Genomic DNA, 26,634 nt, shown 5'->3' on the forward strand with positions numbered 1-26,634 from the left:
TCTCTTAGTTTGGCCCACGCAGAAGTTATCGAGCACGAAAGACATGATAGCTTCAGCTTTAGCTGGCCGTTTTTTTAGCGAGCAGCCTCAATTTGTACTGCTTGTGCGATGGCTTGCATTACACCAGCGATCTTGATGCTCTCCCAGACTTGTTCCTTGGTCAGACCTTCTTCTTGTACCGTCTTAACGTGTGCTACTGCACAGTGTTCGCAACCATTAATCGCGGAAACAGCAACAGCCCATAGTTCAAAGTCAGCTTTATCCACGCCGGTCTTGTTAATGATGTTCATCCGCAGACCAAATTTCACCTGAGCAAAGTCGTCACCGAGCCAGCTCTTGGCCCGGTAAGCCACGTTATTCATAGCCATAACGGTCGCGGCAGCAAAAGCGGCTTCAATTGCTTCTGCAGAAAGATGGTCCTGAGCCTCATCAAGGATTTCTGAGATAACCGTCTCGTTGCGGGTTGCTGCCGCAGTGGCTACTAAAGTTCCCCACAGCTGTTGTTCGCTGAGTTCGGTAGACCTAACAAGGGTACCAATGTTTAGTTTTTGGTCCTTTGCGTACTCGGGAAGTGCATTCTTAAGGTTCTCGATGGACATATGTTTCCTTTATTGAAATTTTTTCTTATCTAAAAGGGCCCGGCGCTAACGTCTCTATATAAAAATCTCTATACAAAGAATATGCTCCGGGCCAATCACGCCCCTTGTGTTTGCAGGCGTTACCACAGTCGATTACTTCAACTGATTACTTCAACGACTCCTGAACTACCTCAAGCTTGTCGATGTTCTTGGTTGGGTCATTCTTCTGCCAGTTACAAGCACATACTTCCTCAGACTGAAGCGCGTCCAACACACGAAGAACTTCATCTACGTTGCGACCAACAGCATCTGGGGTAACAGAAACAAATTGGATGATTCCGTCAGGATCAATGATAAAGGTTGCGCGATCTGCGACACCTGCGGCGTTCTCAACACCAAGCTCACGGATAAGCTCATGCTTAATATCAGAGAACATTGGGAATGGGATGGTCTTGAGCTCAGGGTGAGTAGCGCGCCAGTTAAAGTGAGAGAACTCGTTGTCAATGGAGCCACCAAGGATCTGGGTATCGCGATCTTGGAATTCCTCATCGAGCTTGCCAAATGCAGCAATCTCGGTGGGGCAAACAAAGGTAAAGTCCTTCGGATAGAAGAAGACTACCTTCCATTTGCCCTCATATTTGTCCAAAGAAACGGTCTCAAAGTAATCCTCAGGCTGGGAGGCGTTAACATTGTGCAGGTCACCGCCTTTGAGGGCCAGGAGCTCGAACTCAGGGAACTTCTCTCCAACTGTCAGGATTGCCATGTTTTCCTCCAATAAAACAAATGACGTTACTTTTATTTCCGTAGTCAGCCGAAAAATCCAAAGATTTCATAGTTAACCACGGCAGATCATGCTCCTATGCATGCCAAAAGATGCCTGCGCCGATGAGTGTATGAATTACGTATTAGGGCTAGAAGCAAAGCCTCAGACCGTGCACTAGCCCCACATAATCCATTTCATAGCAGGCACGCTTGATAGGTTTCACCGTAGTGTCATGCACCTACAATCGTTTATACCTATTCGCTACCACAGTGTCAATATGACTTTACGATTTAACTAGCTATAATAAATAGGTATGAGCAATAAAGAATACCGACCGACTCTCGCGCAGCTACGAACTTTTGTCACAATTGCAGAAAATAAGCACTTCGGAAGCGCCGCAGCCAAGCTATCCATTTCACAGCCATCCCTATCGCAGGCCCTGGTTGCCCTGGAAAATGGCCTAGGTGTACAGCTTATCGAGCGCTCTACCCGGCGAGTTATCGTAACCCCAGCAGGAGAGGCTCTCCTCCCCTTTGCAAAAGCCACACTAGACGCTGCAGATGCTTTTACTTCTTATGCCCAGGGAGCATCAGGCACACTTTCGGGTCCCCTATCTTTAGGCATTATCCCAACGATCGCACCCTATATCCTCCCACAACTCCTTGATTTGGTGCATGAGGAATTTCCCGATCTCGAATTACGCATTATTGAAGAACAAACCAAACATTTGCTCCAACAACTGCGAGACGGACAGCTCGACTGTGCAGTGCTTGCGCTCCCCACGGAGCAGCCAGGGATTATCGAGATGCCTCTTTATACCGAAAACTTCCGGATGGTAGTACATAAAGACCATCCGTTTGCAGGGCGCGATAATCTCACTTTGAGCAGCCTGCGAGAACTCGACCTTATTTTGCTTGACGACGGTCACTGCCTACATGACCAAATCGTAGACCTTTGCAAACAGGTAGATGTTAACCCTGCGCGCTCTAAGAACGCTGAAATGCGTGCAGCTAGCCTTACCACCGTTATGCAGCTCGTGGGAGCAGGCCTTGGAAGCACACTAGTCCCCGAGAGTTCAATACCTATTGAATGCAATCGGCCTAACATTGCGACGGTAAGCTTTGCACGCGAAGTAACAGCCGCGCGTCAAGTGGGCTTAGTATTCCGCGCTTCTTCCACACGCACAGAGGAATACCAGAAGCTTGGTTCAATTGTTGGACAGGCTTATCACAACGCTTTAGCCTCCGAGGCATAAACATACAGCAGAAAAGCGCTGTCCAATGGGTTTCCATTGGACAGCGCTTTTCTCATGATCTTTTTTGGAGCCTATCTCTAATACTTCGGGTATGGACCACCCGCGAGTTGCCTATAAGCATGAACTGTAGCGTTGTAGATGACTGGGAAGACAATAAACGTTCCCAATCCAAGTGTAAAAATCATAAGAGCAACAGAAATAAGTCCGGTAAGGATCAAAAACCCAAGGATCCGAAGATAATTTTTCTTTCCAACAGCAATTCCCCACAACAGAGCATCTTTTACTCCACCTCGGCGATCAGCTGCGTAATACGCAGAAAAACTCACAAATGGCTGGATTAATAGAGAGACAAGAGCATAAACTGCTAGCCCTCCCAACGTCACAGCGATAAGTTGCGGATCAGTTATAGAACCAGAGATTTTCCACAGGTTAACGCCCACGACTGCGGCGACCACAAACAGAATCAGAAAATCAATCACGGCAATAGCTAGCAAAGTAAGCGTCGCAGGCCAATAATTTACTTTTTGGAAAACAGCAGAAAAAGAAATCTTTTTCCCGTCTATTTGCAGCAATAGCAATTGATATAAGAATGCTGTCAGGAACACAGTAATCAACGAAACAACGATGTCAAAGACTGGGCTACCAGAATCTTCCGGTCCGGGAGTGGAACCTGCATCAAGCTGAGAAGCTATCTGTGGCAGCGCTACGCCTATACTGCCTCCGATAACGATCAAACAGACAATAAAAGCACCGAGGATCCACAGCACTGGACGACTAAAAGTAATACCAAATCCATATTTAATTGCAGACTTGATCTGGAGCCCCGGATCACCAGTGACCATAAATCGGTCCACGTCCGGGTGCATCTCCTGCGCCACGGGGCTTGCATAAGCATTGCTATTTATCCCAGAAGCTGTTTGTTCCATTGCGTTTGCAGAATAACCGTCATAGCTTCCCGTCTGATTCTGTCGAGGCTCGCCAGCGCTATAAGGAAAATCTGGTTTGTCTTCCGGATGATTAACCTCTGGGTAAGGGCGAAAATCATCTGCCCCACCCTTATTATGATCCCCTGTTACATTGCCATCTTTATCATGTGGGTCAGACATAACACCCTCCAGTGTATTTATTTTCTGATACTTATTTTCTTGATAGGGAAAAACAATTTTCATTGTATAGATTATCGTTTAAACACAATGGGGGGTAAGGCATACCTCCTTATCCACCCCTTATACCTACAAAACAGGAAACAATACCCACATTAGGGGCAAGAGCGTGATGTGCTGCTTTCACCACAAACCAGGTGCTCAACAGTTGAGATTCTCTTACTTGTTAGAGCCAAGTACCATGGTCAGGAAATGAGTACTGCGAAACATCAGCCCAGCGATAATAAAAACGTTGATACCAACGCAAGCCCTACCACGCCTAGGAAACAACGGCACTCGACTGCGTCCACCCAACTGGATGCCGAGTTACGTTCTGCAAAGAAATCGCTTCGCGCAAAGCTTAATCAGGTCAGTATTGCCGAGGAACGAGCCTTTCTTCGTCGCATTCACAAGGCCTCGTCCATGGGTGCCATTAAGGCTATCACCAATGATATCGATCAAGCCCAGGCAACATTATTACAACGAACAGCAAACATTCCTGCTGTTACGTTCCCCGAGAATCTTCCAGTCTCTAGCCAACGTGACGCTATCGCAGAAGCTATCACCAACAATCAGGTTGTCATTATTGCGGGAGAAACAGGATCGGGAAAAACCACGCAAATTCCTAAGATCTGTTTAGAGCTAGGCCGCGGAGTACGTGGTTTGATCGGCCATACACAACCGCGGCGGCTTGCTGCACGCACGGTTGCAGAACGCATCGCGGAAGAACTCGGTCAAAAAATCGGTGATTCGGTGGGATATGCCATCCGTTTTGATGATCGCGTTTCTGCGTCCACGTCTATCAAGTTGATGACCGACGGCATTCTGCTCGCAGAGATGCAGCGAGATCGCTTCCTCAACGATTACGACACAATAATCATCGATGAAGCACACGAGCGCAGTCTCAATATCGATTTTATTCTCGGCTACCTCAAGCAGCTCCTTCCACGGCGTCCTGATCTTAAAGTCATCATTACCTCTGCGACAATCGATCCAGAACGATTTGCACAGCACTTCTCTGACGCCCACGGTAATCCTGCACCAATCATTGAAGTCTCCGGGCGCACATACCCCGTTGAGATTCTTTATCGTCCGCTTGAACTCTCCGAGGGCGAAAAACTTATAGACGTCGATCCCATCGATGGACTCATCCAAGCCATCCAGGAACTTATGGGATACGGTCCCGGAGATATCCTGTGCTTCTTTGCAGGAGAAGCAGATATTCGCGAGGCCATGGATGCTATCGAAGCCAAACGCTGGAAAAACGTTGAGGTCACTCCCCTCTTCGGCCGACTCTCCAACCAAGAGCAACATCGGGTTTTCTCTCCCCATTCAGGACGCCGAATTGTTTTAGCAACCAACATCGCAGAAACCTCACTTACTGTTCCCGGTATTCATTTTGTGGTGGACACCGGAACCGCACGCATTTCCAGGTATTCCACTCGGACTAAAGTCCAGCGCCTTCCTATCGAACCAATTTCGCAGGCTAGCGCTAACCAAAGGTCAGGACGCTGTGGTCGTGTCACGGATGGCATAGCGATCCGCTTGTACTCTCAGCAAGATTTTGAGTCTCGACCGGAATTTACTGACCCAGAAATCCTGCGAACAAATTTGGCCAGTGTTATCCTTCGGATGGCTTCGCTCAAATTAGGCGATATTGAAAACTTTCCTTTTATTCAGGCTCCTGATACCCGAGCCATCCGCGATGGCTTCTTGCTTCTCAAAGAACTAGGAGCTCTCACCGATTCGGACCAAGAAGATTCTCTTCGCCTCACCACAGTTGGCCGTAGCTTGGCCAAGATTCCTCTAGATCCTCGTCTTGCACGAATGCTGATTGCTGCAGAAGAATACGGTTGTCTCAGAGAGGCCTACATAGTGGTAGCCGCTTTGAGCATTCAAGATATCCGTGAACGTCCATTGGAAAAGCAAAGCCAGGCGGACCAACTCCACGCACGTTTTAAAGACACAAGCAGCGATTTTCTTAGCTATCTTAAGCTCTGGGAATACATCGCAGAAAAGCGTGCAGAACTGTCTGGTAATGCTTTCCGACGCACCATGCAATCCGAATTTTTGCACTATATGCGCATCAGGGAATGGTCAGATCTCATTCGTCAGTTGCGTAGTATCGGGGAACAAATTGGATGGACCAACCCAGAAGATATCGGAGGGACCTTCAATCCCGACAATTTACACAAAGCTCTGCTCTCTGGATTGTTGTCCCATATTGGTCTGCGCGACGGTGATTCCAAAGAGTTCATAGGAAGCAGAAACTCCAGGTTTTTAGTATTCCCAGGTTCTTCTCTATCCAAGCGTCCACCGCAGTTTCTGATGGCAGCGGAACTGGTAGAAACTTCCCGATTGTGGGCACGGAATGTAGCGGAAATCGATCCCGCTTGGGTCGAACATATAGGTAAAAACCTGCTCAAACACCATTACTCTGAGCCGTATTGGTCCACAAAGCGCGTGGCCGCCATGGTGCACCAAAGGTCAACGTTATATGGTGTGCCAGTTATTGCGGATAGATCAGTCGGGTATGCCTCTATTGATCTTCGAGCTGCCCGCGATATGTTCATCCGGGAGGCGCTAGTCAACGGCAATTGGACTACGCACCATGCCTTTTATCGTCGTAATGCAGAAAAACTACTTTCAGCTGCGCAAATTGAAGAAAAAATCCGACGCCGTGATGTTGTAGTCGATGAAGATACTCTCTTTAGCTTTTACGATTCCAGAATCCCCAAGCACATCGCCACCGGACGTTCCTTTGACCGCTGGTGGAAAACTACTGCGCACAAAACGCCACACCTTCTGGACTTTGATCTGGAGGAACTGCGCCGAGATGGCGCAGCAAACGTCGATGAAAAAGATTTCCCCGATGTATGGCGCCGAGGGTCTTTGGAATTCGGATTAACTTATCACTTTGATCCCAGTGCTGAAGACGACGGTGTCACCGTTCTTGTACCCGTGCCGTTGCTGGGAGGCCTCGATGCTGATGGGTTTGAGTGGCTTGTCCCAGGACTGTTGGAAGATCTAGTTACTGACCTGATCCGTTCTTTACCTAAACATCTACGTAAAACCGTTGTTCCTGCACCTGATTTTGCCCATAAAATCACAGCTATGCTGGTCTATCGTGATGGTTCCCTTTACCAGCGCATCGGCGAATGCTTATCAGAGTTAGGCCGTCCTGGAATATCTGCGGAAGACTTCAGCCCACAAGCACTTCCCAAACATCTCAAAATAACATTCGCTGCTGTGGACAAACGCGGACGTATCATCGATCAAGATAAATCACTCGAGTCGCTCAAATCCCGACGTTCCGAACAGATCCGAGCATCAGTTTCGCGGGTATCTCAGGCAGTCGAGCAGTCTTCTGCTAAGGAATGGACTACTCAGTCCCTAGGAGCTATTGCACAAGAAGTCACCACAAAAGTCGATGGGCAGATAGTGACAACGTACCCAGCACTTGTGGTTACGCCCGAAGGTGTTTCTGTCAAAGCTATGGCGACTAAACGCGAGGCTGATGCATCTATGTTTACAGCGACGCTAACGTTATTACTCAAAGCCGTGCCCGTGAACACCCAAAAGATGCTCAATGGCCTGCCGTTGCAGCAACGAGTTGCTATAGAAAATTATCCGCACGGTAGCGCCACAGGTTTTGTCAACGATGCGCGGGTTGCAGTCATACGAGACTTAATTATTGCTCACGGTGGCGCAGTGAGGTCGCCAGAAGAGTTCTCCAAGCTACAAGCGGTTATCAAACCATTGGTTCCTAGCAAGGTGCGTGCAATAGTCGTCGAGTTAGCCCCCGGTATTAACTCTTATCTCCGCATCAAATCAGAGATCAGCAATTGGACAGGTCCAGCTATCGACGATATTAATAATCAACTCAATTTTCTACTTCCGCCGCATGCCATATCCCAACATGGAGCACAACGCCTCAAGCATCTTTCAAGATACGTGCAAGCAATCACGCTTCGGCTCGAAGACATGGGCCGGATGCCTGACCGAGATGCAGACAGGCAATTACTGATTAATCGATTAGAACGAGACCTAGCACAGAAAGTTCAAAAGTCCGGGCACGGAAAATCTACTCGGCAGATACGAGATATCCAATGGATGATTCAAGAATTGCGTGTCAGCCTTTTTGCACAAAGGCTGGGAACTGCACAATCAGTCTCTGAAAGGAAGATTGCAAAAGCAATCGAGCAGCTCTAAAGGCTACGATCACGCCGCCGCATCAAACGGATCTCAGATTCAAAATCATTAACGCTCTCAAACGATTTATAGACAGAAGCAAAGCGCAAATAGGCAACTTCATCGAGTTCTCGTAAAGGTTCCAAAATTGCTAGGCCTATGGCATTTGCCTGAATCTGAGAACTTCCGTGCTTTCGGATACGTTCCTCTACTTGTTGGGCCAATCGTTTTAATGCGTCTTCGCTCACGTCACGCCCCTGGCAAGCTCTCCTCACGCCCACGATAACTTTATCGCGGCTAAAGGGCTCCGTCAGGCCATTACGTTTTACTACTAGTAACTGTGCCTTTTCCACAGTGGTAAAACGGCCATTGCACTCCGAGCATTCACGCCGCCGCCTGATTGCTGAACCAGCATCAATCATTCTGGTATCGATAACTTTGGAATGCTCATGGTGGCAGAACGGGCAATACACTTTGAATAATCCCTACAGTCGATAGTCGTTTAACTAGCGTAACTTAAAGGCTACCGCACAGGCTTAAGCAATAGTCGTTAAAGGCGACCTCCAAAAACGCACGATGTCCTAGTTACTATCACCGAACTGGGGTATTCCTGCATGTAGAGTTTCAGAGCCAGTAGTGCTTTGTGCGGGGATCGCATGCGGGTTTCCTTCTACCTCGCCTGCAACGACGATTCCCAGAAGAAGGAAGAGACCAAAAACAGCACCAGCAAGCGCATTACTGGCATGTTCCTTCCAGCGAGGATCCGATGTGATTAACAGACTCCGCCACTCTTTGTGGTTGCCTCTATTACATCCAGATCCTTCATGCAAGGAAAGTGTACGAACATTCGTTTTAATATCATTGTTACGATTCGCGTCAATGTCCCAGACATCCGACGCAGGAACAATTTGCGCTCGATTTACCCGAGAATCACTCATTTTTTGAGGGCGATAAGCCAGCGTCATTACTCTTCCTAACTTTTCGCAGCAAAGAAATCATCCCTGCTGTTTTAGCAACAAAGTCACTATAAAAACCACTTCAAACACACCACACAGAAACACGATCATATGTTCGAAGAATCAATCACATGTTCGATTTTTACACCTTTTCGAACATACGGTCAAGTTTCTCATCCATTTTTTCGAACAGATCACCCTAAGGGCACAAAGATAAGCTAAGGTAAACAGCAGTAGAGGACGAACACGTTCGCGGAGCATTAAAAGAACTCCCCCCCCCAAAAAAAATCCTGAAGGGATATGACATCAATGGCCAAACAATCAAATAAACCGAACGCCACCGAGCCTGACCAGAAGAAGCTTTCCGAACGTCAGCGACGCATCCTTGAAGTAATCAGAGATGCTGTTGTTTTGAGAGGCTACCCACCAAGCATTCGAGAAATTGGAGATGCCGCAGGCTTGCAGTCCACCTCATCCGTGGCGTATCAACTCAAAGAGCTAGAAAAGAAAGGGTATTTGCGCAGAGACCCTAATAAACCACGCGCTGTCGACGTGAGAACACTGCCCGAATCCAGCACCCCTAAACCGGGCAGGAAACAAAACGCAAAGCCGAGCAAGTCGCCAGACCCCTCCGAAACTTCACCTACTAGCTTCATTCCTATCGTAGGATCCATTGCCGCAGGTAGCCCGATTCTTGCCGAAGAAAACGTAGATGCCTATTACCCCCTCCCCCAAGAGATTGTGGGAGATGGCGAACTATATATGCTCGAAGTTGTAGGCGAATCCATGCGAGACGCAGGAATCCTCAACGGAGACTGGGTAGTTGTACGTTCCCAACCTGTTGCAGAACAAGGTGAATTTGTTGCCGCCCTTATTGATGGCGAGGCCACCGTGAAAGAATTCCACAAAGATTCTTCAGGGGTATGGCTACTCCCCCATAATGATGCTTTCTCACCAATTCCAGGTGACCAAGCAGACATCATGGGCAAGGTAGTTTCCGTTATTCGAAAACTCTAGATCCACCCTTATCTTTTTAGATTGCACAGCACAGCTACCCCCACTTCAGGGAGCATGCGAAAAGCAAGATAAACATCACATTCAAATAAAACGGACACCGCCACCTTGGCTAACGCCTACTTTTCCCAAAAAATATTTTGATTCATGTCCGAACATTCGTGATTCATTTGTCCGTTTGACTGTTTTCTCCTTTTACCCGTGACAAAATAACAAGAGGTAAGTCTTACGGAAAACAACGGTTCTAGTGCCAAACTTTTCCGATATTTGATTTCACTCGAAGGGATTGGACATGTACTCAGAAGAACGACGGCGCCAAATAGCTTCTCTTACGGCGGTAGAGGGGCGCGTCAATGTCACTGAGCTTGCCGCCCGATTTGATGTTACCGCTGAGACTATCCGTCGAGATCTGGCAGTGCTGGACCGTGAGGGAGTCGTTCATCGAGTTCATGGCGGTGCTGTGGCAAATCAAACATTCCAAACCACCGAATTCAGTTTGGATACTCGTGCGCGTTCAGCATCCGGAGCTAAAAACTCCATTGCGCACGCCGCTTTGTCATATCTCCCTGAATCTCATGGTGGAATGTTCCTTGATGCAGGTACGACCACAGCTGCTTTGGCGGAACTTTTGTCGGTTCAACCAGCTGCAAAACATTGGTCAATCGTTACCAACAGCCTCTCCATCGCGTTAACCCTAGCCAACTCAGGGCTCGACGAGATCCAGCTTCTTGGTGGTAGCGTACGCGCAATCACGCAAGCCGTCGTGGGTGACACTGCGCTACGAACATTAGCTCTCATGCGCGCAGATGTCGCCTTTATCGGGACAAATGCGCTGACAATCGATCACGGCCTTTCCACCGCTGATTCTCAAGAAGCAGCAATCAAATCAGCCATGATCACAAATGCACATAAAGTGGTCGTCTTGTGCGACTCAACAAAAATGGGAACCGATTATCTTGTCAGCTTTGGTTCCATCAACGACATAGACGTAGTGATTACAGACTCAAATGCTCCCGAATCATTCATTAAAGCCCTCCGCGAACATGACGTTGAGGTCATCACCGCGTAAATAAACAAACGCCGCAACAAAGGGGCGGGGCCACCATATATTACTGGTAGCCCCGCCCCTTTGAGGTTCTAGGCCTAGACTAAGGCTGAATGATAGCTCTCACAGCGGCGCGTGCTTCTTTAGCACCCTCAGCATCCAATGCTGCTTCTGCCGCTTTTTTGCAGGTTTCCATATCAACGGCAGCAAGCTGAGCGCCAACGCCTGCAATAGCCGTCGAGGCAGCGGATAGCGAGTTAACACCTAATCCGGTAAGTACACAGGCCAACAGAGGATCAGCAGCAGCCTCGCCGCAAACGCCCACAGCGGTATCAAACCGCGCTCCCTCTTTACAAGTGTGAGCAATAAGGCGTAGTACCGCCGGCTGCCATGGATCGGTCAGGTATGCCAGCTGTGGAGACATACGATCCGCAGCCATGGTGTACTGAGTGAGGTCATTTGTACCGATGGAAACAAAGTCAAGATGCGGCATAAGCTTGTCTGCCATCAAAGAAGCCGCTGGGACTTCAATCATGGCACCCGCGACCAAACCACGGTCTGCGCATAGCCCCGCAAACCATTTCGCTTCACGAGCAGTTGCCACCATCGGCGCCATAACCCACGTCGGTGAATGTTCATCGCGACCAAGATCCGCAGCTGCTTTGGCAATAGCATCAAGCTGTCGAGTCAAGAGAGCCTCATTAGCACGCGCCACCCGAAGCCCCCTCACTCCAAGAGCTGGGTTCATTTCATCTGCCATTGAAGCGAAAGCAACAGGCTTATCAGAACCGGCATCTAGTGACCGGACGACAACCTTAGAATCCGGGAACTGTTCTAAGACCTTCTTGTAAACTTCCGCCTGTTCCTCAACGCTTGGCTCTTCCGTTGCGGTGAGGAAGCACATCTCAGTACGGAATAAACCAATACCTTCAGCCTGGCTATCAGTGGCTGCAATACGAGCGGCTTTACCATCTTGAACATTAGCCAGCAGCTGCACACGGTGTCCGTCTTTGGTGGTCGCCGGGCCTCGCCATTGCGCAATACGCTCTGCGAGTAGCTTGGATTCTTGCTCCGCTGCGCGGGCGGTTTCTGGGTCCGCTTTAAGAGTCACGGTCCCCAGGGCACCGTCGACAAGCACGGGCTCACCGAGCTGCACCTTATGAATCTTCTCTCCCGCTGCCACGATACAAGGCACGTTCAGTTGTCGAGCGATGATAGCGGTATGGCTGGTCGGCCCACCTAGTTCAGTGACTAGCCCGACAAAAAAATCAGTGTCTAGCGCTGCAGTATCCGCAGGCGAGAGATCATCAGCGAAAAGCACAACCTGCTCTTCAACATCTGGGAGACCTGGTTCCGGTTCATCGCGAAGCTGTGCAATCACACGGTCCCGGATATCACGTAGGTCCGTTGTGCGCTCGGCCATAATTCCACCGGCGGCCTCAAACAACGAAACAAATTTAGTAGTAGCCGCAACAACGGCATATTCGGCCGGGTGGCCACCTTGTGTGCCTTTTTTCACAGCCTTTCGCCAGCCGCGATCATTGACCATGCCTGCAGTCGCTTTCAAGACCTCCGAAGCAGCGCCCTCTGCGCGTTGTGAGCGATCAAGCAAGCGCTTAGCGACGACGTCCGCAGCGGTGGTAAAACGTTCAAACTCAGCCTCGCGCAGGGACTCCTCGATCACTTCACCAGCCTGCGGCAATTCTGGACGCGGGCTAATCCACACAGCTTTTGCGTAGCGAACACCAGATACTACTCCAGTGCCCTTAAAAACTGTGTCAGTTGCAACGTTATTCAAGGTTTCCACCCATCTTCACAGTTGAAGTTCATTCTTCCTACACATCACCACAAACTCAACATTTCCGCAACCAAACAAACAGAGAACTATTGACAAACAGACATAAGTGGGCATAAATTGGGCATTGATTTCAACATTTTTCCAGCAGAAACGGTAAAAACGGCGGAAATCAGCATGCTTCAACTCTTCACAAAACGCCAATTTTGTTAGGAGGTGACTATGGCCACCGTCGAAGAGGTTCAACTTAGACAATCAGCAATTGTCACCCTTACCAACGATTTGGGCCGTTGTAGCGTGACACAGCTTTCTCAGCGTTTTTGTGTCACACCCGAGACGATCAGACGCGATTTAAAAAGCCTTGAACATCAAGGTTTGCTCACGCGAGTTCATGGCGGCGCAGTATCAGGTTTCCCCATGCCCCATATAGAAATACTTGCGGTAGATGATGACGATGATCTTCCCATCCATCAATCACAACGGCGCAAACAAGCCATCGCGCACGCAGCTCTGCCTTTGATTCCAGGACCGAACGCGGCCATCTTCATTGATGCAGGGTCTACTACAGAGAGTTTCGCCAGCGTTTTAGCCCGCAACTATGTGGGACAAAACTGGCTAGTTGTTACCAATTCCCCAAACGTGGCCAGAACTCTTAGCGGAGCCGGTGTCCCCGACGTAATGATCCTTGGGGGGACGCTTAAGGGGAGAACTCAAGCGATTGTTGGCGAAAAAGCGGAAGCATCCCTACGCACGCTTAAAGCAGACATCGCGTTCATGGGGACAACCGGTCTCAGCATTGAAACCGGACTGACCACGTCCGATCCGCGAGAGGCTTCCATCAAAGCAACCATGATCGAACAGTCCCGATGCGTAGTTGCGCTCTGCGACTCCGGGAAACTTAACCGAACTTCTGACGTCACGTTTGCCAGCATTGATGATATCGATTTCTTAGTAACCGACCGGCATGCCTCGAAACAGCTACAAGCCAGCTTCAACACATTCAACACCCAGGTGGTGATCCCGTGATACTTACATTCACACCCAATCCCAGCATCGACACAACGCTCACCCTCGATACCGCTTTACGACGCGGCTCTGTACAACGCCCGATCTCTAACAAAAGCGTAGCCGGCGGAAAAGGGGTAAACGTTTCTCAGGCGATAGCAAAAGCGGGACATGAAACTATTGCGCTCTTCCCCTCCGCAGCACACGACCCTTTTATAGAGTTGGTCAAGCAAGCTGAAATTCCAGGACACGCGGTACCAGTCTGTGGGCACGTTCGAGTGAATACCGCCGTTACCGAGCCTGACGGAACAACAACAAAATTTAATGATCAAGGTGCACAACTAGATTCCACGAATATTGAAGCTTTGGAATCTGAGCTCCTTGCTCTTTCACGACGCGCATCATGGGTCGTTCTCTCCGGTTCATTGCCACCTGGAGCACCCATAAATTGGTACTCCCAACTCGTGGAAAAGCTGCAAAAAGAGATTCCGGGCATCAACATCGCTATTGACACTTCTGATAAACCACTCGTTGCACTAGCCGCTGATTTTACTAGGGTCGCCCCCACAATAATTAAGCCGAATGGCATGGAACTAGGTCAGCTAGTTGGTGCTAAGGACATAGATTTTGAAGCTGAAGCCGAAAAAGGAAACTACGAGCCCGTGGTTTCCGCGGCAGAAGAGCTGATAAAGCAGGGACTGGAAGCCGTACTAGTAACGCTGGGAGCTTCAGGAGCCGTACTAGTCTCTACTACCGGTTCATGGATTGCTCAGCCACCGGAGACCACCGTCGTCTCCACTGTAGGGGCTGGCGATTGTACCCTCGCCGGTTTTATCATGGGACAAAGCACAGGCTTATCCCAGTCCGAGTCTCTAGCACTAGGCGTCGCATATGGCAGCGCAGCCGCAGCCTTACCTGGAACCACTATCCCAACACCTGATCTCATAGACGTAGCCGGAACTCGAGTCTTCGCTTTTACTAAGATTAAAGTTTCTTAACCCTACTCGAACAATCTCCGAGCACCGGACGGTGCTGTTTTTAGCCACTACCCCTATCTATCACGCAGTTTGCCTTTCACCGCCACAATGAAGGACAGCCTTTTCTTATCGTCCTTGACGCGAACGGAGGCATAGTCTCAAGGAAAACCATGGCTCAACCCGTAATCACTGCTTCACTGGTGCGGTTGGACGCTGAGTTCGGTCCAACTCCAACCGATGTTATTTCTTCCCTCGCGGACATCGTCTCAGATGCTGGACGTACCGATCATGCGGCAACGCTTCTCGCTGATGCGCTCGCGCGAGAAGAAAAATCTGGTACCGGCGTTCCTGGCGGAATCGCCATTCCACATTGTCGTTCCGAGTCTGTGCAGATACCTACTCTTGCTTTTGCACGACTCAAAGATGGCGTGGATTTCGGTGCTCCGGACGGCTCCGCTTCTCTGATTTTCTTAATTGCAGCGCCTGCCGGAGGTGGGAAAGAGCATCTAAAGATCCTTTCCAAACTTGCGAGAGCTCTCGTCCGAAAAGATTTTATCGATGCGTTGCACAACGCTACTTCTGAAGAGCACGTAGTCGAATTGGTGAATACCGTCATCCATCCTGCCCCTGAAACCCCGACAGACGCCCAAGCTTCAGAAGCTGCAATAGCTAATAAAAAGCACATCACTCGTATCGTCGCAGTAACAGCATGCCCCACCGGCATAGCCCACACGTACATGGCTGCAGATTCCCTCAGTCAAGAAGCCGTCAAACGCGACGATGTTGAGTTAGTGATAGAAACCCAAGGATCTTCAGCAGTTACGCCTATCCCCCAAGATACGATTAACGCTGCGGACGTGGTTATTTTTGCCACCGATGTTGGCGTAAAAGACAGGGAGCGATTTGCCGGTAAACCGCTAGTCGAATCGGGAGTTAAACGGGCTATCAACGAGCCGGTAGCAATGCTAGAGGAAGCCGTTCTCGCTGCACAGAATCCGCAAGCTCGCAAAGTATCAGGCGTTTCATCTTCCGGACGAACAACCGATACAGCATCAAGCGGAGGCCTGAGTCTAGGCAAGAAAGTACAGCAGTCAATCATGACTGGCGTCTCTTACATGGTTCCTTTTGTCGCCGCGGGTGGCCTCCTCCTTGCATTAGGGTTCCTCTTTGGAGGATATGACATAGCCAATGGTTGGAAGACGATCGCTAGCGAGTATTCAATTACCAACCTGCCCGGCAATACCGTAGCTATCGACGGCTCCGACATAACCTTCGACCGTTCAGGGCTATTGCTTTATCTTGGTGCTGTTCTCTTTGCTACAGGTCAAGCAGCAATGAGTTTTATTGTGGCAGCGTTGTCTGGCTACATTGCTTATGCCCTCGCAGGGCGTCCTGGTATCGCCCCCGGTTTTGTTGGTGGCGCCATCTCCGTGACTTTAGGCGCGGGTTTTATTGGCGGCCTGGTTACTGGTTTATTAGCAGGCGTTATTGCACTGTGGATTAGCTCGTGGAAAGTACATCGGATTGTCCAATCTCTTATGCCAGTGGTCATCATTCCGCTCCTCACCTCGCTGTTCATAGGCCTCATCATGTTCCTTCTACTAGGACGCCCCTTGTCTGCAGCCATGATGGGGCTACAAAACTGGTTAGGAACGATGTCGGGCTCTTCCGCCGTTCTTTTGGGCATCATCCTTGGCTTAATGATGTGCTTTGACCTAGGCGGTCCAGTGAACAAGGCTGCTTATCTCTTTGCCACAGCAGGTTTGTCTACTGGCGACCAGGCCTCCTTACAGATCATGGCAGCAGTCATGGCAGCAGGAATGGTGCCTCCCATTGCTCTATCCCTTGCCACGCTTATAAGAAAAAACCTGTTTACCCCAGCAGAACAAGAGAACGGCAAATCGGCTTGGTTGCTCGGTCTTTCCTTTGTCTCTGAAGGCGCCATTCCTTTCGCCGCAGCTGACCCACTGCGCGTCATCCCCTCGATGATGGTAGGTGGTGCGGTCACCGGAGCGATAACCATGGCAACGCACACTATTTCCAGAGCTCCCCACGGCGGAATTTTTGTTTCCTTTGCCATCGACCCCATCTGGGGCTTCGTCCTTGGGATAATAGCTGGTGTGATTGTCTCCGCGTTTTCCGTAATCGCGCTGAAAAGCTTGTGGCCCAACAGGGTGGCAGAGCAAGCAGCTGTTAAAGCCCAAGCGTAGAACTTATCTCTTGAGACTCTCCGTGAGGCATCAAACACCCAAATACAAAGGATTATGACAATTCTATGCCCGTTTAATGGAAAAACCGACAGAATCGGAATAGAATCGGGCATAGAACCTACGGAGGAAAACTCCGATCATGGTTTTTGTGTATTTTGAGATACTTGCGCAAGGCTCTCACATACGCAAAACTGAGTTTTAATCTCCTCTAGGGACAAAGAAAAGCGTTAGGATTCAGCATTCCAGAGCTGGATTCAACACTATGAAAGGAATATTCCATGGCTTCTAAGACTGTTGCAGTCGGCTCCGCAGTTGGCCTCCACGCACGCCCAGCTTCCATTATCGCAGAGGCAGCCGGCGAGTTCGATGAGGAAATCTTCCTTGCCCTTGAGGGGGAAGACGATGATGAAACCGATGCAGCGTCATCTTTGATGATCATGGCTCTCGGCGCAGAAAAAGGCGATAAAGTCACCGTAACTTCTGAAAACGCAGAAGCAGTTGAGAAGATTGCAGCCTTGATCGAAAAAGATCTGGACGCTGAATAATCCTTTCTAATAAAGCGCTGAGGTTGGGATGCTCCCCTCCTCAGCGCTTTATTTATGTCTCACGTGTACGTCTAAAACCGCGTGGAGCGCCTACTTCCCTATGTGAAAACTCCCTCGATCCTCCGCATGGAATACTTGCAAAACATTTTTGTTGACATGTCATATAAAATGTTTTCCAAACACCCTTAACGATAAGAAGGAACCACCATGCAATTCGGAATTTTCACGATCGGTGATCTCACCCCCAACCCTATTACTGGCGAGACTCCCACAGAACACGAACGCATTAACAGGATCACTGAGATAGCCCTCAAAGCAGAAGAAGTAGGACTCGATGTCTTTGCTACTGGTGAACATCACAATCCGCCTTTTGTGCCCTCCTCCCCTACGACACATCTGGGATATATCGCCGCCAAAACCACCAACATTCAGCTTTCGACCTCAACTACGCTTATCACAACAAATGACCCAGTAAAGATCGCTGAAGACTACGCTTTCCTCCAGCATCTTGCGCAAGGCAGGGTTGATCTCATGCTAGGACGTGGAAATACCGGCCCTGTTTATCCGTGGTTTGGTAAAGACATCCGCGACGGCTTGCCGTTAGCAGTAGAAAACTATCATCTTCTCCGCAGACTGTGGCGCGAGCCAGTTGTTCATTGGCACGGTAAATTCCGTACACCGCTACAGGGTTATACCTCTACCCCGGCTCCGCTCGAAGATGTACCGCCCTTCGTGTGGCATGGCTCCATCCGCTCTCCAGAAATCGCCGAACAAGCAGCATATTACGGTGACGGGTTCTTTCATAACAATATTTTTTGGAACAAAGAGCACACAGCCAAAATGGTCAACCTATATCGCAAACGCTATGAATCGTATGGTCATGGGCAAGCCGATCAAGCAATTGTTGGCCTTGGCGGACAGGTATTTATCGCAGAAACAGAATCCGAAGCCAAACGTATCTTCCGTCCTTACTTTGATAATGCCCCTGTCTATGGTCACGGCCCATCATTAGAAGAATTCTCCTCGTTAACGCCCCTCACCGTAGGTACAGTTGAGCAAGTCGTTGAGAAAACAATGCACTTTGCAGACTGGGTCGGCGATTATCAGCGCCAAATGTTCCTCATTGATCATGCAGGACTTCCACAAGAAGTTGTTTTGAAACAAATTGAGATTCTAGGAAAAGACGTGGTTCCCGAATTGCGAAAGCGCATGGAAGCTCGCCGTCCAGAACACGTTCCCAGTAACCCTCCTAGCCACCGCTGGCTCGCTGAACACCGGGATTCCCCGCATTTCTTCGTTGACCCAACCTCTAAGGAGTCTTAAGCTATGCGCTCTCTTGTTGTCATATCAGCAGGTTTATCCACCCCCTCATCCACCACAAATGTCAGCGATACTATCGCTCGCTCCGTATCCGCTGCTGTCACTGCGCGTGGTGAGTCTTTAGAGATTCATTCAATCGAGCTATCTGAATTAATCCCGGATCTCAGCACGGCATTATCGACGGGCATCGGGACACCACGATTAGAAGAAGTCAAGCAAAAATTATCGTCTGCAGATGCCCTCGTGGCGGTGACCCCCGTCTTTAAAACAAGCTACTCCGGATTATTCAAAACTTTTTTTGATGTTCTTGATGCTGAAGCTCTCGTCGATATGCCGGTACTTATCGGTGCTACTGCAGGCACTGCACGGCATTCTTTGGTTCTCGACTTCGCCTTGCGTCCCCTGTTTACCTATATGCGCGCGATAGTTGTGCCTACAGGGATTTTCGTTGCTACAGAAGATTTTGGCGGCATCGAATCAGAGGCTACTCACATAAGAATTCAGCGGGCCGCCGATGAGCTGGCAGAGCATATAGTCAATATTTCCGCACAGGTAGATGGACTTGGAGGTTTTGTTCTACACAAAGAAACGAGACGGCACACCGGGATCGATCCTCAGGAAAACCTGACTCCTTTTAGCGAGTTGCTCCGGGGACACACTGGTTCCTAGTCCGTGCTGTCGGAGCAAAGAGGCAAGAAAGCTTAGGAATACGACCAATACAAGCGAGTCACACGTTCTTCCTCTTGCTCCGACATCACCGTGTACTCTTCCCAGCGAAGCGGCCCCGGTTCCCCACATTCCGATACTCGCTTCTCCAGTTCACTCCACACCGTGGGAAGAGCAGAATAGGACCCTCTATGTTCCATAAAAGCGGCGGCAGTGCTTGACGTTTCCCACGCAGTCATCCCGCTTACCTGGCTAGGAAGATACTCGCAATGAGCCTCGTCAGAAGCCCTGCAGACAGCCTCCATCAAGGCCCAGTCCTTCGGCTGCACCACAAACGCTGGAGCCATGTGTATTACTCCGCTTGAGACCTCATAGTAATAAGCGACCTGGGCAGCAGGGGCTACTCCTTGTTTTTTAAACAGGTCCCCAAGAGCTGTATATGCTGGCTCGAACACCGTAGGGATCTCCGACAAAGGAACCTTATAGTGGATTCCAACGAGGAAGCGATTCTCAATCACTGACTGTTGTATATGTTCCATGAGGGTCCCTTCTGTTGATGACCTCTGTGGATACACAGTACACGCATGCCAGCTATGTTCCCGGAAAATAACGCAAGCCCGTATCTTGATCAAGATACGGGCCAGTTTTTAAAATCGTGCGGTTTGTCCCTCACCAACGCGGGTATACAACCATCGCAAGATTGGGTAAAAGACGATGATTCCCATGGATCCCCAAGCAATACCTTGAAGCTCCACGCCGAAGACTGTGAGAGTCAGGTTTCCGATTCCCGCAATAAGTGCCACAGCGGCAGCGGTAAGATTCACAGGGTTATTAAAATTGACCTTGTTATCTTGCCAGATCCGCACACCAAGCATTCCGATGAGGCCATACAAGACAATGGCCGCGCCACCGAGAACGCCCGTAGGAATAGTGAAAATGAGCGCCCCGAACTTCGGGATAAAAGCCAAGACAACTGCGGTCAAAGCCGCAATCCAATAAGCAGCTGTTGAGTAAACTCGCGTTGCGGCCATAACACCGATGTTTTCTGCATACGTGGTGGTTCCTGATCCACCGAATCCTCCAGCAAAAGTAGTTCCTAGTCCATCCGCGATGAGCGCGTCGCCAGCCAAATCGTCTAGATCACGCCCGGTCATCTCGCTCACGGCTTTGACATGTCCTACGTTTTCCGCGATAAGAACGATCACTACCGGCAAGGTCACAAGGATGGTGTGCACAGTAAATTGTGGCGTGTGGAACTGCGGTAATCCGATCCATGCGGCATCATGAATAGCGGTCGTTGCTCCTTCCGAAAGGTTTCCGGTCAAAGCAGCAAAAACCCAGCCTATGATGACGCCGATGAGGATTCCCAACCTGGCAATCATTCCGCGTCCAGCAACCGTAAAAAAGAGAATCGCAGCCAGAGTCACCGTTGCGACCAACGGCTGTGCTTGAAAATTAGAAGTAGCAGCCGGAGCAAGGTTAAGCCCGATGAGCGCGACAATGGCACCTGTGACGGCAGGAGGCATGACGAGATCAATAACTCGCTTACCTGCGGCTTTAACAATAAAGCCCACCGCAATGAGCACAAGGCCTGTGACAACTACGCCACCCAGCTGGACGGCGATACCTTCACTTTGAGAGGCGATCAGCGGAGCGATAAAGCCAAACGAGCTTCCCAAATAAGAGGGAAGCCTGTTTCGAGTGATTAGGAGGAACAGCATGGTGCTAATTCCGGAGAAGAGCAAGGTGGTATTCACAGGGAAACCAGTCAGGGTGGGCACCAGCAACGTTGCACCGAACATTGCGATTACGTGCTGCATGCCGATACCTACGGTCCGACCCCAGCTCAATCGTTCTTCTGGTGCTACTACGGCACCAGGGGCAATCGTCTTACCGTCGCCGTGAAGGGTCCATCCCCAGGAAGTTTTGCTCACGAGCTTTTATTATCACCCCCGAAGGGGCTTTTCTCCAAGAACGTGGGGGCACCATGTGCATTTTTCGCCCCCACCTCGAATTATTAGGCGGACGCTACCTGGTACTCCCCTAGTTCTGATGCCAAAGAATGCGGCAGGCGGACGTCGATAAGCGTGCCTTCCGCGTGATATTCCTCAGATAAAACCGTTCCAAATTTATGGAGTCGCGACACAATGTCCCCTCGGGTAAAGGGGATCAGCAGATGAACATGTGCGTCCAGAGTGTTGAGGAAAAGCTCGATACGAGCTTCCAACTCAGGAATCCCGTCACCTTCTTGTGCTGACACAAACACCACGTCATCCAACGCATGGCGCAATTCTGCAAGGATCAACGGATCTGCCTGATCAATCTTATTGACCACGATTATCTCTGGTGGCGCTTCTACCTTCAGCTCTCGCACGATGTCAGATATAACTCCGTTAACAGCTTTGATCTGTTCCAACGGGAAGGGATCAGAACCATCGACAACGTGGAGAACAAGATCTGCTCCCACGACTTCTTCAAGCGTAGATCGGAAAGCTTCCACTAGCTGAGTAGGCAAGTGACGGACAAAACCCACGGTGTCGGTGAAGACCACCGATCGGCCATCGGCAAGCTCAGCGCGCCTGGTGGTCGGATCCAGGGTCGCAAACAGTGCGTCCTCCACAAGCACGCCCGCGCCAGTAAGAGCATTAATAAGGGATGATTTTCCAGCGTTGGTATATCCGGCAATCGCGATCTGAGGAATCGTAGAGTCGCGGCGCTGCGAGCGTTTCACGTCTCTCGCTGTTTTCATACCAGCGATTTCTTTACGCAATTTAGCCATGTCTGAACGAAGACGACGGCGATCCGCCTCGATCTTTGTTTCACCGGGGCCACGCAGGCCTACGCCACCATTGGAACCTGCTCGACCGCCCGCCTGCCGAGACAAAGCCCCACCCCAACCGCGCACGCGAGTAATAAGGTATTCCATTTGCGCCAATGAGACTTGAGCTTTGCCCTCTTTGCTCTTAGCGTGCTGGGCAAAGATATCAAGGATCAGCATCGTCCGGTCAATGACCTTAACGTCTAAGGCTTTTTCCAGCGCAATCATCTGTCCTGGTGAGAGCTCACCATCGCACACCACAGTATCCACACCGGTAGACATCACGATGTCTTTAAGCTCTGCTACTTTACCGGAGCCGATATAGGTTCCAGGGTCGGGCTTATCACGCTTTTGATAGAGCATGTCCACAACTTCTGACCCTGCCGTCTCAGCCAGAGCTGCAAGTTCCTGCATGGTGGCTTCTACTTCTGCCGTAGTTCCTTGTGTCCACACACCAACAAGAATCACGCGTTCTAGGCGTAATTTTCGGTACTCAACGTCATAGCCGTCATCTTGGTCTGTCGCATGAATACTTGAGCCTCGGGTGAGGCTACGCAGGCTGGATCGGGCTTCTAGATCAAGCTCACCAACAGTAGGCTGCTTGTTCTCCGACATGCCAGGCGAGGACACTGCCCCATCCGCGTGGCGGGGACTAAGCAACCCAGATTGATCTACTCCGGAATCTCCATACGGCGCTACAGGCCGATGATCCTTGAATGCTTGGTCAAGAAGGTCATCATGCACGGTTCCTAGCTGCTCCGAGGGATGAGCAGAGTTAAGGATCTGGTCGTGAATTGGGGTTTCATTATTTTTAGTCATCGTTACCGATCATTGTCGCATGTTGAATAGCCCGACACTAGTACTTCGCACCGATGATCTTTGTTAGCGAACGCAGCAAAAACGTAGTAACCAAACCAACCTCACATGATTTTCCTGTGACGTATAGCCGTACCCTCCTATGTCTCGTCGTCACGCAGTGCCAGCCTCCGTTTATAAAAAGAACTCCTGAGAAATAGTTCCAATGCCATCAATAGAGTCACAAAGGGATACAATCAGACGCTATGAGCACTGATCTCTTGAGCATTGGTATGACCTTTGACAAGTGGCAGGATGCCGTTGAAGCAGCCATCGCCACCGATAAACTTGCCGTGACCGGCGAAGTCCGTGGTGGACAGCTTATTCAGTATGCAGACGACTCCGGCGCACAAATTAACATTCTCGCTGTTGAGCCGTTTGCCACTTTTGCTGGCTTTGACTCCGTTACTCAATCATTCGCGCATATTTCTATGGTGAATGACGTCCTCGCATTGTGCGAAATTGTTGATTACAACGGGCAAGAAGTCACGACTGTGGCCTGTAATCTTGCACAAGGACCTTTGCTTGTCGACGAACCCGAGCAGCGCTGGCAACAGCTGGGCCTCTCTGCTCTCGCTTTCGACGTGATCACGTATCCGACTATCGCAGATTTTGAACAGGCCTCCCCCGAGATCCTGGGAACGGTAGTCAGCGAGGGCGCTCTCACCGTGATGTCTGGTAACGGCACCACCGCTCCCGATGCTTCTGCAACATTTAACGTCCGCGTCTTGTCCTCCGAGTACAGAACGAATACGCTCACAGGTTCACGATTTATCCATGCAACCGTTGACGGGCCTTTCCCCTTTGACGTCTGTTTACCCGACGCAGCTTCTCTGCCAGAACGTGACTCCGTCATCGCAGGCAAAGCCGTGTTAGTGGGATCCGTGTCCGTTCCAGAATCAGGTGGATGTGGTTCCGGCGGCGGATGCGGCTCTGGTGGCTGCGGCTGTGGTGGACACTGATCTCCCGATTATTTCTTTGCCCGCCCCTTACCTAGGTTTAGGTCATATCATCTCATAATCGCGCAGCAACTTGACGCCAAAGGAACGATAAATAATGCCGGAATTCGCTGGAATTAGCGACGCAGGACGTAGGCCACTCTGGCCTTACATCGCGATCTCTTTTGCTTGCGTCTGCCTCGTTATATGGCTCAAGTTTCCCGGAGTGATGCTCTCTATCATCATTATCGGTGCAACAACCTTTATGACTCAGCATCGTCCCAATACCCGGGAAGTAGATTCTCTCCGTGCTTCCATCCGGCTCACGCTTGAGGATATACAAGATATCCTCACGCAGTACGACAAGTTTGAAACAGGCACGGACATGGAGTCAATTGCGGATCGCACCCTCTATCGTCCTGCTCTTCTGGACCCAGAAAGTAGCGATCCGGATATTGAGGCTTTCCATTATCTTCGGAAGACCTCGCGCCGATTCCTGACTCGCGCCGATGGACACCTCACTAAAGCATTGACTATCGGGCAACTAGAGAAAATCCTTGAGGTTACAGACCGTCGTGCCTCTGATTTTGAGGAATCGTGGATTGCTGCACGACGCGCCGCAAAACGGCTGAGCGAGAATTAGCCTTAGCACTACCTATAAACGCCCGCACCGGTATAACTTGATGCGGGCGTTTATTCATCTAACGGGTTTATACGCTTAAACCACGGGTATCCAGCTGACCCCACGCGACGATTTTCGAGGGACCCCGCAAAACGGAGGTATCCCCTTGGATTGTCACGCTGACGCTGCCGCCAGGTATGTGTACCACCACGTGGCCGTCGACAAGCCCAGCATCCGCTAGCGCCGAGCGCGCCGCAGCGACGGTACCGGTGCCGCAACTGCGGGTCTCTCCCACGCCACGCTCATACACACGCATATGGATCTGCGATTGGTGATCGAGTTCCGTAAGCAGCTCTACGTTGACTCCCTCTGGGAAAAACTCGCCATCAATAACAGGCTGCACCAGATCAACCTCTGATAAGGCTTGCGGGGTCAGTCCCGGGACCACGCAGGCGAGATGCGGATTCCCCATATCCACTCCCATGCCTGCGTATGAAGCCGTACCGATATGACACGTTGAGACACCGGTGACTTCGGCTGGTCCCATATCAACGCTAACGTCAGCATCCGTTGCGCTGAAGGAATGAACCGAAACGGTACGAACTCCTGCACGAGTGCCAATACTAAAGTCATCTGTATCAACTAAAGCTCGCGACCTCAGCCAATGGGCAAACACGCGTGTTCCATTACCGCACATCTCTGCAGCGGAGCCATCCGCATTGTAATAGTCCATAAAATAGTCAGATGGGTCTAGCCCTTCCGGAGCTTGGGTAAGCACACCGGAAGCCAGCAAGGCTCCAACACGAGCGACGCGTAAAACACCGTCTGCACCCACGCCCGCCCTACGATCGCACATGGCGCTTATGAGCTGAGGCGTCAACGGCAGCTTCGCGTCAAGATCCTCGATAATTACAAAGTCATTTTCAGTCCCATGGCCTTTAGCAAACGAGATCTGCTGAGGTAGTTCATGTGTCACAGTCACGTTAGCAATGATAGCGCTTGCGACGGCGTGTCTTCAGCAGCATCGATCCAGGAGATACGAGGATCACGGTTAAACCAGCTTCTTTGCCTGCGCACATATCTGCGAGTCCCCGTGATCGTCCGGTCTACTACCTCGTCCCAGGTCAAATCACCTGCCATTCCCTGTAAAACCTGCGCGTATCCGATCGCCCGTCCCGCCGTCGAATCAGCTACCAATCCTTTGTCTAACAACGATTCAACCTCTGCGACAAAACCGTGTTCGAACATAAGACGAGTGCGCAACTCAATACGAGGGTTAAGCCAATCGCTGTGCGTACGTAGGCCTAGAATTCGCGTCCCCCAACGAGGAGCGCCATTTTTGGGCGGCTGGCTGGCTTGAAATGGCTGACCAGTAAGCTCAATAACTTCCAATGCCCGAACAGTCCTGCGAGGATCTTTGTCTTCGATGATCTCCGCCGCAGCGGGATCACGTAGTGCAAGTTCGCGATGCAACGCGTCAATGCCGATTTCAGCGAGTTTTTCTTCCCATTGCGCCCGCACTTTCTTATCGGTGGGGGGAAATTGCCAGGCGTCGACAAGCGCTTGCACATACAGCATCGATCCCCCCACGAGAATAGGGGTTTTCCCACGTGCCATGATGTCTTCCACATCGCGTACCGCGTCTTGCTGGAACCTTGCTACCGATGCAGTCTCCGTGACCTCCCAAACATCCAGCTGATGGTGAGGGATCCCTTCGCGCTCAGAAATAGAAAGTTTAGCTGTGCCAATATCCATGCCTCGATAAAGCTGCATCGAGTCAACGTTGACTATCTCTCCGTCTAACTCGTGCGCTAGAGCAATACCAAGAGCTGACTTCCCCGATGCTGTAGGCCCAACGACGGCGATGGGACGTATTCCGTCTACAGTCTGGTAATCCGAATCTTCCTTGTGCATGCTATTTTCTCTGTGCTGTGTAAAC

The 26,634-nt window shown here is 50.4% G+C and carries 23 protein-coding genes; 12 read left to right on the forward strand and 11 right to left on the reverse strand.

The genetic code is table 11. The annotated features are described in order from the left end of the window. Positions 1-74: 74 nt before the first annotated feature. On the reverse strand, positions 75-599 hold the full coding sequence (locus CULFRC11_RS06475; RefSeq protein WP_023635842.1) for an alkylhydroperoxidase, AhpD family: 525 nt from the start codon (positions 597-599) through the stop codon (positions 75-77). Positions 600-744: 145 nt separating this feature from the next. Continuing rightward, entirely contained in the window at positions 745-1,341 is a 597-nt protein-coding gene (locus CULFRC11_RS06480; protein WP_023635843.1) for a peroxiredoxin, read from the reverse strand. Between the two features lie 313 nt (positions 1,342-1,654). On the opposite strand from CULFRC11_RS06480, the gene CULFRC11_RS06485 reads away from it, so the two are divergent. After that, positions 1,655-2,596 carry a hydrogen peroxide-inducible genes activator gene (locus CULFRC11_RS06485; RefSeq protein ID WP_023635844.1) on the forward strand — a complete coding sequence of 314 codons (942 nt, stop codon included), beginning with the start codon at positions 1,655-1,657 and terminating at the stop codon, positions 2,594-2,596. Positions 2,597-2,673: 77 nt separating this feature from the next. Here CULFRC11_RS06485 and CULFRC11_RS06490 read toward each other — a convergent pair whose 3' ends face one another. Beyond that, a complete protein-coding gene (locus CULFRC11_RS06490) occupies positions 2,674-3,702 on the reverse strand; it encodes a DUF2189 domain-containing protein (protein WP_038620614.1) in 1,029 nt (342 codons plus the stop codon). Between the two features lie 249 nt (positions 3,703-3,951). On the opposite strand from CULFRC11_RS06490, the gene hrpA reads away from it, so the two are divergent. Next, on the forward strand, positions 3,952-7,950 hold the full coding sequence (gene hrpA / locus CULFRC11_RS06495; RefSeq protein WP_023635846.1) for an ATP-dependent RNA helicase HrpA: 3,999 nt from the start codon (positions 3,952-3,954) through the stop codon (positions 7,948-7,950). On the opposite strand, the gene nrdR is transcribed toward hrpA, so the two are convergent. Next, the gene (nrdR, locus tag CULFRC11_RS06500) at positions 7,947-8,402 is read right to left on the reverse strand and encodes a transcriptional regulator NrdR (RefSeq protein ID WP_013911696.1); all 456 of its coding nucleotides are present in this window, start codon (positions 8,400-8,402) and stop codon (positions 7,947-7,949) included. The genes hrpA and nrdR overlap by 4 nt on opposite strands. Before the next feature lie 108 nt (positions 8,403-8,510). Next, positions 8,511-8,894, reverse strand: a complete 384-nt coding sequence (locus CULFRC11_RS06505) for a hypothetical protein (RefSeq protein ID WP_023635847.1) — start codon at positions 8,892-8,894, stop codon at positions 8,511-8,513. 300 nt (positions 8,895-9,194) lie between these two features. Between CULFRC11_RS06505 and lexA the strand changes: the two genes are divergently transcribed. Together lexA and CULFRC11_RS06515 are read left to right on the forward strand one after the other, a co-directional pair. Continuing rightward, on the forward strand, positions 9,195-9,902 hold the full coding sequence (lexA, locus tag CULFRC11_RS06510) for a transcriptional repressor LexA (RefSeq protein WP_023635848.1): 708 nt from the start codon (positions 9,195-9,197) through the stop codon (positions 9,900-9,902). 289 nt (positions 9,903-10,191) lie between these two features. Further along, positions 10,192-10,968 carry a transcriptional regulator SugR gene (locus CULFRC11_RS06515; protein WP_013911699.1) on the forward strand — a complete coding sequence of 259 codons (777 nt, stop codon included), beginning with the start codon at positions 10,192-10,194 and terminating at the stop codon, positions 10,966-10,968. Between the two features lie 79 nt (positions 10,969-11,047). Here the strand turns inward: CULFRC11_RS06515 and ptsP are convergent, their stop codons facing one another. Continuing rightward, the gene (gene ptsP, locus CULFRC11_RS06520) at positions 11,048-12,751 is read right to left on the reverse strand and encodes a phosphoenolpyruvate--protein phosphotransferase (RefSeq protein WP_023635849.1); all 1,704 of its coding nucleotides are present in this window, start codon (positions 12,749-12,751) and stop codon (positions 11,048-11,050) included. 210 nt (positions 12,752-12,961) lie between these two features. Here ptsP and CULFRC11_RS06525 point away from each other — a divergent pair, with 210 nt between their 5' ends. The 6 genes from CULFRC11_RS06525 to CULFRC11_RS06550 all read left to right on the forward strand — a co-directional run bounded on the left by CULFRC11_RS06525 (position 12,962) and on the right by CULFRC11_RS06550 (position 19,465). Beyond that, positions 12,962-13,765 carry a DeoR/GlpR family DNA-binding transcription regulator gene (locus CULFRC11_RS06525; RefSeq protein ID WP_023635850.1) on the forward strand — a complete coding sequence of 268 codons (804 nt, stop codon included), beginning with the start codon at positions 12,962-12,964 and terminating at the stop codon, positions 13,763-13,765. Then, complete coding sequence (locus tag CULFRC11_RS06530; RefSeq protein WP_023635851.1) at positions 13,762-14,742, forward strand: 1-phosphofructokinase family hexose kinase; 981 nt, start codon at positions 13,762-13,764, stop codon at positions 14,740-14,742. Before CULFRC11_RS06525 ends, CULFRC11_RS06530 begins: the two co-directional genes overlap by 4 nt. Positions 14,743-14,891: 149 nt before the next feature. After that, the gene (locus CULFRC11_RS06535; RefSeq protein WP_023635852.1) at positions 14,892-16,931 is read left to right on the forward strand and encodes a PTS fructose transporter subunit IIABC; all 2,040 of its coding nucleotides are present in this window, start codon (positions 14,892-14,894) and stop codon (positions 16,929-16,931) included. Positions 16,932-17,209: 278 nt separating this feature from the next. After that, the gene (locus CULFRC11_RS06540; protein ID WP_013911704.1) at positions 17,210-17,476 is read left to right on the forward strand and encodes an HPr family phosphocarrier protein; all 267 of its coding nucleotides are present in this window, start codon (positions 17,210-17,212) and stop codon (positions 17,474-17,476) included. 207 nt (positions 17,477-17,683) lie between these two features. Further along, positions 17,684-18,799, forward strand: coding sequence for a CE1758 family FMN-dependent luciferase-like monooxygenase (locus CULFRC11_RS06545; RefSeq protein ID WP_023635853.1), 1,116 nt, complete (start codon positions 17,684-17,686; stop codon positions 18,797-18,799). A 3-nt stretch (positions 18,800-18,802) separates the two neighbouring features. Then, positions 18,803-19,465 (forward strand): FMN reductase, encoded by a 663-nt coding sequence (locus CULFRC11_RS06550; protein WP_023635854.1) that lies wholly within the window; start codon positions 18,803-18,805, stop codon positions 19,463-19,465. Between the two features lie 32 nt (positions 19,466-19,497). On the opposite strand, the gene CULFRC11_RS06555 is transcribed toward CULFRC11_RS06550, so the two are convergent. From CULFRC11_RS06555 to hflX, 3 genes are all read right to left on the reverse strand, one after another. Further along, positions 19,498-20,001, reverse strand: a complete 504-nt coding sequence (locus CULFRC11_RS06555) for a hypothetical protein (protein WP_230478277.1) — start codon at positions 19,999-20,001, stop codon at positions 19,498-19,500. 108 nt (positions 20,002-20,109) lie between these two features. Continuing rightward, entirely contained in the window at positions 20,110-21,396 is a 1,287-nt protein-coding gene (locus CULFRC11_RS06560; protein WP_023635856.1) for a uracil-xanthine permease family protein, read from the reverse strand. An 83-nt stretch (positions 21,397-21,479) separates the two neighbouring features. Then, positions 21,480-23,099: a GTPase HflX gene (hflX, locus tag CULFRC11_RS06565; RefSeq protein ID WP_023635857.1), complete on the reverse strand. Its 1,620-nt coding sequence runs from the start codon at positions 23,097-23,099 to the stop codon at positions 21,480-21,482. Positions 23,100-23,341: 242 nt separating this feature from the next. On the opposite strand from hflX, the gene CULFRC11_RS06570 reads away from it, so the two are divergent. Both CULFRC11_RS06570 and CULFRC11_RS06575 read left to right on the forward strand, forming a co-directional pair. Next, positions 23,342-24,097, forward strand: a complete 756-nt coding sequence (locus tag CULFRC11_RS06570) for a hypothetical protein (protein WP_023635858.1) — start codon at positions 23,342-23,344, stop codon at positions 24,095-24,097. A gap of 94 nt (positions 24,098-24,191) precedes the next feature. Next, on the forward strand, positions 24,192-24,716 hold the full coding sequence (locus CULFRC11_RS06575; protein ID WP_013911711.1) for a hypothetical protein: 525 nt from the start codon (positions 24,192-24,194) through the stop codon (positions 24,714-24,716). A 67-nt stretch (positions 24,717-24,783) separates the two neighbouring features. Here CULFRC11_RS06575 and dapF read toward each other — a convergent pair whose 3' ends face one another. Together dapF and miaA are read right to left on the reverse strand one after the other, a co-directional pair. Then, positions 24,784-25,647: a diaminopimelate epimerase gene (gene dapF, locus CULFRC11_RS06580; protein ID WP_181878578.1), complete on the reverse strand. Its 864-nt coding sequence runs from the start codon at positions 25,645-25,647 to the stop codon at positions 24,784-24,786. A 26-nt stretch (positions 25,648-25,673) separates the two neighbouring features. After that, positions 25,674-26,609, reverse strand: a complete 936-nt coding sequence (gene miaA / locus CULFRC11_RS06585; RefSeq protein ID WP_023635860.1) for a tRNA (adenosine(37)-N6)-dimethylallyltransferase MiaA — start codon at positions 26,607-26,609, stop codon at positions 25,674-25,676. Positions 26,610-26,634: the final 25 nt, after the last annotated feature.

Origin of the sequence: Corynebacterium ulcerans, assembly GCF_000767685.1 — a bacterium.
Taxonomy (GTDB): domain Bacteria; phylum Actinomycetota; class Actinomycetes; order Mycobacteriales; family Mycobacteriaceae; genus Corynebacterium; species Corynebacterium ulcerans.